Source organism: Bdellovibrio sp. (genome assembly GCF_047637665.1).
GTDB lineage: Bacteria > Bdellovibrionota > Bdellovibrionia > Bdellovibrionales > Bdellovibrionaceae > Bdellovibrio.
The window spans coordinates 1-7,188 of sequence record NZ_JBLJBT010000017.1; the positions used below are offsets into that span (position 1 = coordinate 1).

A 7,188-nucleotide genomic window follows, 5' to 3' on the forward strand; every position below is an offset into this window, starting at 1 on the left:
TTCTTAGAAAAATTATTATCGCCCATGACAAGAAGACTGCGACGTCCATCCGCCAACTTCGGCCCCCAAGTCAAAGCCTCAAAGTTCTGAATAGTTTTGGTGCCACGCTCTTTACTAAGATCCGTTTCAAAGTCAATCAGCTTGACCTTCTCAACTCCAGTAAACTTCCCGTCGCTCAGTTTTCCCAAAGACGTTACATCTGATCCTTTTGAGAGATCCACTAAATACAACGCCACCGTCTGTGCCCAAACATTTTTAGAGAAAATGCGAACCCCCCGCTCCAAGACAATCAATTTGGTCTCTGACAAAGATAGAATCTCGGAAACCCCACGAAACACTTCTTTGCCCTGTTGATTATCTTTAAAGGCATCGACCCTATAAGCATATTCGGCCACGGGACGGTAACCTTGTTGTCCTTTGTCTTCGTACTTGAGAATACGAATCCAGTCTCCTTGCTCTTCTTCTCCGATCACATAGTCCTGTGTCAGCGCGGACTCGGTGCTGGTAAATAAAAACTTACCGTCTGCAATACTGGTCAGCCCTTCAAAAGCGGCATTGTTCTGAATGCCCTTTTTCTGCTGTCCCGTGGTCTCTGGCAAATATTTATCGGGAATCGGTAAATCTGATTTCCAAGCACCTTGAGAATTCACACGAAAGATCCTTGGCATCTCCCGAGGTTTGGCGTCGTTATTGCCCTCAGAAGAAATAAAGAAATCTCCGCCTGGAAGCTGCACCAGTCCCTCAGGATCCATTCCGGCCTTCTTCCCGTCTTGATCAGGCAAACCGGTAATAAAATGAACGGCCTTCGGAGTTAAGCTCACAGCCTTTTTGTCGATCTTCAAATCAAACTCGAAAAAGCGTGGCTCTCCCGCCCGCCCCTTATCGTCAGACAAGGCGTACAGAGTATTCCCCGACCAGACAATCCCGGAAAGTCCCCCAATGGTCGCTTTATTAAATTTAGTTCCTGTCGCAATGGAGGTTTCCCCCACATACTCAAGGCGTAGCGCCGAAGCATCGGGGCTCATTAGAAAAAACAAAACAAGAACAACAAAACTCTTCACGTTCACTTCTCCCATATTTCATCTTCCGACAGAAATTCGGTCTACGACTGGATACCTGCGCGCTTTTCCGCAAGAACACAGGTGTTTTGCAGTAAGATGGCAATCGTCATCGGGCCCACGCCTCCCGGAACAGGAGTGGCGGCCTTCACCCAACCATCAAGCTCTTCAAAGCGCACATCTCCACAGAGTTTTCCTCCAGGACCGTTCCGATGCATTCCCACATCGACAACAATAGAATCTTTTTTAAAGTCCTCTTTCCCCAGTAGACGAGCTTTTCCAGCCGCCACCACGACCAAATCTGCTTGTCGTGTGTAATCAGAAAGATTTTTTGTTTTCGAATGGCAGACCGTCACTGTGGCGTTGGCTTCCGTCAGAAGCTGAGCCATGGGCTTACCAACGATGTTGCTTCTTCCAACAACGACCGCCTTAAGCCCTTCAACAGAAATTCGATAGCGCTGAAGAATCGTCATCACTCCTTCAGGGGTGCAGGGCCTGACAAAGGGTTTGCCAGCAAAGAAATAGCCCAAAGAGGCATACGTTAAACCATCAGCATCTTTTTCAGGAGCCACTAACGAAAGCACTTCATCAGCACTGAGATGTTTAGGCAGAGGAAACTGAACCAAAATACCATCGACATTTTCGTCGCGATTTAAATTCTGAATTCTTGAATTCAGCTCTTGCTGAGAAATTCCCGCCGGAAGATCATGAATCGTTGAGGAAATTCCGATAGACTCGCAGGCGATTTTTTTATTTTTGACGTAAACGTGACTGGCACTATCGTCCCCAACAATGATCACTGACAAGTGTGGTGGGCGGCCCTTAAGTCGAAAGAAGTTTGCAACCCGCGGGATCAGGGATGAACGCACTTCTTTGGCCACTTCCTTACCATTAAGAATGAGCATCACAAACCTCCCACTTTTGAGACCTCAATCTCCGCTATTTACCGAAGAAATTCAATGGTTTATTAAAGACTCACCAAAAAAGCCGCTAGGCTCAAACCAAGGTCCTTCAATACTTCTTTGCACGTCCGTCTTATCCCCTTCCCGGAAGACCATTTTTATCCTTGATTAAAGGATGTCAGCCGTTGTACAAACCCTTTAAAACATTAGAAAATCATGTCAAATTGAGTTTAGGCTCAGGACTTCTTGAAGTGATTTTTAGGGGATAAAAAATGGCTGAAAAAGTTAAACTCTCAAAAGATGGCAGCTCTATTGACTTCGTCCAGTCGGACAGCCTTCCCACCTCATTAAAGAAATTCCGTCAAAGCCCTGAGATCGAGGGTTTCTATCGTTTTATCTTCGAAAATGACCTTCAAAAAGAAGCCTTTGAAATCCTAGATCGTATTATTTTGCAACGTAAGGCAAAAAAGGCCGGCGCAAAGAAAGAAGCTGCCGCTGCCGCCAAAGAAGAAAAAGCTGCTGCTAAAAAGGAAGCCGCTAAAGGTAAAAAGAAATAAACCTCACGAAGTCCGGACCTCCGGACTTTCTTTTTTGTTTAAACTCTCTTCACGCCGGACACCCTTTTGCTTTCACTCCCTTTCGCAGGAGACATTATGAAAGCAAATCAACTTCTAAAAAATAAAAAAGGCCAAGGCCTTATCGAATATCTAATCATTGTCGCTATCGTCGCCATCGGCAGTATCTCAGTAATTAAAGTTGTCGGCGCAAATCTCGACGTTCAGTTTGCCAACGTAGCCCAAGCTTTGGGTGGCAACGGCAGTCGAAAAAAAGAAGCTCATGAAGTGACCGAGAGCATGTATAAAAAAAGAGATCTTGGAAGCTTCTTTGACGGCGCTGTCAATCCATCAAAATCTGACTCAAAAAGTAGATAAGATGAGACCGCACCGATCTCAGGCGGGGCAAGGAATAATTGAGGCTCTTTTATCCTTGCCCTTACTTTTTCTTGCTGGATCTATTCTGACACTTCTTCTTTATCGCGCTTTAGTTTTTCATCTTACAAACTATCATCTTCACGAAGCTTTGATATGCACCCAAGACGCCTCCATCCAATTCTGTCAAAAAGAACTGGAAGGTCGACTGTCCGGCATTCTTATCACTCAACAGAGGGTCTCTATCCGCTTTCAGAAGAATCAAGATCTTACAAAAGGCACCGTCAGTATTGAACTCCGTCCTCCCCTGAAGCTCGAAAAATCCATAAGGAGAAAACTTCTATGACCCGTCCCCGACAAAAAGGTTTCGCACTAGCGCTGACTTTGGCTTTGATGCCCCCACTCATAGCAGGCTTCCTTGTTGGCTTTTCATCCTTAGGGTTTATTCAAAATGATCTCGCTCTAAAATTTCAATGCCGCCAAGAAGGACTGCAATCACAAAACCGGGTAAAACCTCTTCTTTCAGCCCTTCTTTCTCTGAATCCTCTGGCATCAGCCCTTAAGGCGCAGTCGATTGTCGCAGCAAAGGAGCTCAGCGCCGCCATCGCCTCTCTGAATCCGATAGCGATTGCAGCAGCCACGTCCCACTACAATCAAATTAAAGAAAAAAGAGGACGATTGGATCAAAAGCAAAAGCAGCTAATAAAAGAAAGTAACAAACTCCTTCGACACTCTCATCATCTGACGGCCCAAAGTCTTCGTCGCACCGGTCAGCAATCCTCAAACATCCTTCTTGAAGCAAAATTACTCAGCATCCGGGGACAGGCGCCCCAATTGGCGGTCCGTCCGGACTCTTCGGACCTCGCTCCGACCTACAGTCCCGTTCCAAACTTCGAGGAGACCCAGGCTCTGGCTCACGAATGGCAGTACCAGGTCCAAGTTCGCGCCCCCTTCTCTCAATTCCTAAAGGGGACGTTTCAATTCAAAAAGGCCTGTGCAGTAACGCTAACGAAGGAGGGATCAGAGTGGCTTCCCAAAATAATCAGGGGCAGATTCTCATCGAAGTCTGTGTGGTGATGTTGCTCGTAGTCCTTGTGGGATTCGCAGCGCTCACACATCTAACCCAACTCAAAGAAAGTCCTAAAAAATATCAACTCACAGAGGATCGATTTCATGCAGGAAAAAATTCTTTCAAAAATAAAAAGTAATTCTTTTCTAGGTGCGTTTCTCATTTTGGGCGCCATCTCTTATTTTGTTTCAAAACCTGCGGAAAATAGGACGTCCAAAGAAAGCTTTCTTCCTGAACCGAAATCCGTAGACACCTTTATTCCCAGAGGTTTTGTTCTTGTTCCGATTGAGGTGGCCAATGCAGAGTCCTTGGCCTCCCTGGTCGGCGATATGGGCGGCGTCGTGGATCTCTACCTCGCCTCCACGGATAAACAAAAAGGGGGACTCAAGGTTGGATCTAAGCTCAAACTTTTAAGGGCTCCTCTCAACCCCCAACAGTATGCAGTTTTAGTCAAAGATCAGGAAAGCCCCCGTCTCTTAAGTTACGCGGGACCTTTCATCGCCGTAGTTCAAAATCCTGACGAAAAAGGAAATCAAATCAACTCATCGGGGCCTACACGAATTCAAGTGCAGTATCAAAATTAAGGAGTCGCTCATGAAAAATTTCATTTTTATCACCCTTATGATTCTACCACTTGTAAGCTGGGGACAGAGCATTCTAATTCGCTCTGCGGGAACCTCTGAGGCCAGCTTCAAAGAGTTCCTCTTAAAACATCCTCAGTCCCTTGAATTCATGGTCTACCAGACCAGCCGTGTTCAAAATAATTCAGACCAAGAAACTCGCCTCTTTAAGCTGGGGGACTCTTTTCTTCAAAATCCTTCAATGACACTCAATCAAATTAAATCTCTTCAAACGGAAGCTCCGCTAACTTTGTTAAGTCTTCGTTTTATTCGTGACTTGAGCTGGAAAGCCCTTATAAGAGAAATTCCAACCCAAGAGCGCCGCGAATGGCTTTATTTATATTGCAAATCTCGCACTCTCCTTAAGGAGGGGCCCGAACTCTTCGCTTGCCCCACCGAGATCGCATCACTTTCGGCACTTAAAAAGAAATACCCCGTCATCGAGAAGGTCTTAGTCGAATCTTTCACCTGGGAACTTCATGAAAATTCCGAGGTCGTCATTTCCAAACAGACGCCCTATCAATGGACGCTTCTTTCGAACGCACATCATCCCATTTCTTTTTTTGGAACTTATGAACAACTACTCAATCAGCAACTTGTTTTCGAAAACTTAGTTGAGGGATCTTGCGATGGGTTTTCCCTTCGAAATCTGGATTTCGAGCTTACCGCAAGAGGACTTTTCTACTTTTCAGACTCCTGCACCCGCCGAGCACCGCCGTCCCCAGAAAAATCTTCCTGGATGAGCGACAAAAAGACATGGATGTATGTTGCCGGGGCCGTATTAGCGGGAGGATTGCTGTACTCAATGAAGGACAAAACTCTGGTTATCGATACTAATCCTCTTAAGTGAGGTCCAAAGTCTGACCCGCAAAAACGACTTCTTTAACCTCACCGTCCTCTATCACAGAGTAGGAGTCCACAAATTGAACGTCCGGATGTGAATGTGCGATGTTAAGGTCTCCCGTGAACTGCCGAATCTTCGCCTTCGCACTTTCATCCAAGGCGATCTTATTTCGCCAAAATGAGGGAGGCTCAATAGGACTATCACACCCAAACGACAAAGGAATTTGCGCCGCTCGCAAGGCCTCCCAAGGGAAAACGTAGCGATAAAGATCACCAAGCTTTTCCTCAAGCCACACGCGATCACTCAACCAGTGACATGGCTGCATATGACAGCGAACGTGCAAAGGCTTCATCATTTGAATTGTTTCCGGCCTTAATAACTGAACATGCTCCATATTTAGTCGACCGACAGAACCTTGCGCGGAAATCTTACGCGCCAACTGCACAATCTCATGGGCGGCTTCGTCACCAATCGTATGAACTGAAAACTCAAGCCCTGCCGCCCATGTTTTTTTGATTACCTCTTCGACATGAGAAAGTTCCCAAAGAGCCATTCCCCGAGGCCCCTCTTTAAGGCCCTTGTAGGGTTTCGAAAGGTAAGCCGTTTCAGACCCCAGAGAGCCGTCATAAAACAACTTAATTCCTTTCATGCGAACATAGGGTGTTTCATACTTTTTGGCCTGCACAGCCAATCTCAACATTTTATCAAAGTCGTTGAGGTCATGAGTCGTATAGTTTTCTTCTATCGCCAATGTCAGCTCTTGCCTCTCGGACATCTCTACCAAAAGTTGCCACAAGGATTCGCTGCAGGACATGTCTCGCACGTGAGTGAAACCTGCCTTGTTGAAGGCTCGACAAGCCGCCAAGACATGGCCTTTTTGTTGTTGAGAAGAGAATGTCGGGATATGATCCCAGGCCCGTAGATGATCCTTTTCGATCAAGATTCCGGTCTCAGATGTCAGACCTAGAATATTTAATGCAGTTGAGTTCACCCAACTGCGATGCCCATCCATACGCGCCAAAAAAACGGGACGATCCGGAAACAACCGATCCAACACGTTTTTATGAGGAGGTGTTGGCCACTGAGATTCATCCCACCCAAATCCCACCAACCAATCGCCGCGGTAATAAGATGAATTCTGAAGAGGCAACGTCCCCAAATCTTCAGCTTTTTGCAGTGAGCCTAAATTCAATCCTGAAGAAAACTCTCCGGTGGCGAGAAAGTGAGTATGGCTATCGTAAAGACGTGGAATCCTATAAAGCATAAGACCCTCTGTTTTAGCAGAGGGTCTTCCTATTTTTAACTAAATTATTTCACTAGCGAGGAGCTGGGATCGGAGCTGGGCCCGTACCCGTGCCTCCTGGAAGAGTCGTTCCACCAGAACCAGGAAGTGGTGTGATCACTCCTCCGCCGCCGACACTGATGCCCCCACCGACGGAGCCACCGAGGTAGCCAGAATTGCCAACGCCATATTGAACTTGCTGAATTCTATACAACAATCCATAGAGCTCTTGTTGCAAACTTGCGACAACTTGCTGTCTTTGCATTTGCTGTTGCATGTAAGACTGCTGCTGTTGAACATACATTTGATACTGTTGCATTTGCATTTGCATCATTTGCTGCTGCATTTGCATAGAACCCAAACCGCCATTCATACCGCCCATAGGCATTCCCATCATACCACCAAGGCCGCCCATGCCACCCATTGGCATTCCCATCATGCCACCAAGACCACCGCCGAGCATTCCACCCATTGGCATTCCCAT

Annotated in this window: 9 protein-coding genes and 1 pseudogene; 6 read left to right on the forward strand and 4 right to left on the reverse strand. The window is 46.5% G+C overall.

Going from position 1 to position 7,188, the window contains the following annotated elements; genetic code table 11:
• Positions 1–1,061 (reverse strand): esterase-like activity of phytase family protein (locus ACM64D_RS05080; protein WP_415062105.1); only part of this gene is annotated, 1,061 nt, incomplete at its 3' end.
• 41 nt (positions 1,062–1,102) lie between these two features.
• Complete coding sequence (gene folD / locus ACM64D_RS05085) at positions 1,103–1,966, reverse strand: bifunctional methylenetetrahydrofolate dehydrogenase/methenyltetrahydrofolate cyclohydrolase FolD (protein WP_415062106.1); 864 nt, start codon at positions 1,964–1,966, stop codon at positions 1,103–1,105.
• A gap of 266 nt (positions 1,967–2,232) precedes the next feature.
• Between folD and ACM64D_RS05090 the strand changes: the two genes are divergently transcribed.
• The 6 genes from ACM64D_RS05090 (at position 2,233) to ACM64D_RS05115 (ending at position 5,428) form a co-directional block, all read left to right on the forward strand.
• Complete coding sequence (locus ACM64D_RS05090) at positions 2,233–2,517, forward strand: hypothetical protein (RefSeq protein ID WP_415062107.1); 285 nt, start codon at positions 2,233–2,235, stop codon at positions 2,515–2,517.
• Positions 2,518–2,613: 96 nt separating this feature from the next.
• Positions 2,614–2,892 (forward strand): Flp family type IVb pilin, encoded by a 279-nt coding sequence (locus ACM64D_RS05095; RefSeq protein ID WP_415062108.1) that lies wholly within the window; start codon positions 2,614–2,616, stop codon positions 2,890–2,892.
• Position 2,893: 1 nt separating this feature from the next.
• Entirely contained in the window at positions 2,894–3,235 is a 342-nt protein-coding gene (locus ACM64D_RS05100) for a hypothetical protein (RefSeq protein ID WP_415062109.1), read from the forward strand.
• Positions 3,232–3,966: a hypothetical protein gene (locus ACM64D_RS05105; protein WP_415062110.1), complete on the forward strand. Its 735-nt coding sequence runs from the start codon at positions 3,232–3,234 to the stop codon at positions 3,964–3,966. Before ACM64D_RS05100 ends, ACM64D_RS05105 begins: the two co-directional genes overlap by 4 nt.
• Before the next feature lie 96 nt (positions 3,967–4,062).
• Positions 4,063–4,542 carry a hypothetical protein gene (locus ACM64D_RS05110; protein ID WP_415062111.1) on the forward strand — a complete coding sequence of 160 codons (480 nt, stop codon included), beginning with the start codon at positions 4,063–4,065 and terminating at the stop codon, positions 4,540–4,542.
• A gap of 10 nt (positions 4,543–4,552) precedes the next feature.
• The gene (locus ACM64D_RS05115) at positions 4,553–5,428 is read left to right on the forward strand and encodes a hypothetical protein (RefSeq protein WP_415062112.1); all 876 of its coding nucleotides are present in this window, start codon (positions 4,553–4,555) and stop codon (positions 5,426–5,428) included.
• On the opposite strand, the gene ACM64D_RS05120 is transcribed toward ACM64D_RS05115, so the two are convergent.
• Together ACM64D_RS05120 and ACM64D_RS05125 are read right to left on the reverse strand one after the other, a co-directional pair.
• Positions 5,421–6,686: an amidohydrolase gene (locus ACM64D_RS05120; protein ID WP_415062113.1), complete on the reverse strand. Its 1,266-nt coding sequence runs from the start codon at positions 6,684–6,686 to the stop codon at positions 5,421–5,423. The two genes, ACM64D_RS05115 and ACM64D_RS05120, sit on opposite strands and share 8 nt — an antisense overlap.
• A 52-nt stretch (positions 6,687–6,738) precedes the next feature.
• Positions 6,739–7,188, reverse strand: a pseudogene (locus ACM64D_RS05125) (hypothetical protein); the annotation flags it as partial.